Source organism: Methylobacterium guangdongense, from assembly GCF_038442355.1.
Taxonomy (GTDB): Bacteria; Pseudomonadota; Alphaproteobacteria; order Rhizobiales; family Beijerinckiaceae; genus Methylobacterium; species Methylobacterium guangdongense.
This window is the reverse complement of sequence record NZ_JBBXMX010000089.1, coordinates 1-502: the sequence shown is the minus strand read 5'-3', so window position 1 is coordinate 502 and position 502 is coordinate 1. Positions and strand designations below refer to the sequence as shown.

At 70.1% G+C, this 502-nt stretch carries 1 pseudogene; it reads left to right on the top strand.

From position 1 onward, the window contains the following. Positions 1–486 (top strand): annotated as a pseudogene (locus tag AAHG09_RS31880) (IS701 family transposase); the annotation flags it as partial. Positions 487–502 lie beyond the last annotated feature (16 nt).

The following is a 502-nucleotide window of genomic DNA, read 5'->3' as shown; positions in this document are numbered from 1 at the left end:
TGGCGGCACGGGGGCCTGCCCGTCGTGCCGATCCGATGGGTGCTCCTCCGCGATCCCGAGGCGCGCTTCCCGCCCCAGGCCCTGCTCTGCACGGATCCGACACGCGAGCCCGCGCAGATCGTCGGTTGGTTCGTGCGGCGCTGGACCGTCGAGGTCACCTTCCAAGAAGCGCGCGCCCATCTGGGCGTCGAGACGCAGCGGCAGTGGTCCGACATGGCGATCGCCCGCACCACGCCCTGCCTCCTGGCCCTGTTCTCGATCGTCACGCTGTTAGCTGCGCAACTCCCGGCCCGCCAGCGGCGACGGATCGCAGCTGCCGCGTGGTACCCCAAGCCACGCCCGACCTTCGCTGATGCCCTGGCCGCCGTACGCTGTGCGATCTGGCGTGAGCGGACTTTGGCAACATCACCGCGCCGACGCGCCCGAACAAAACCCCGCTTCCGGTTGCCCGCGCCCTGGGCCTATGCTCTCTGCCACGCCGCATGATGGCCAAAGTCGAGCT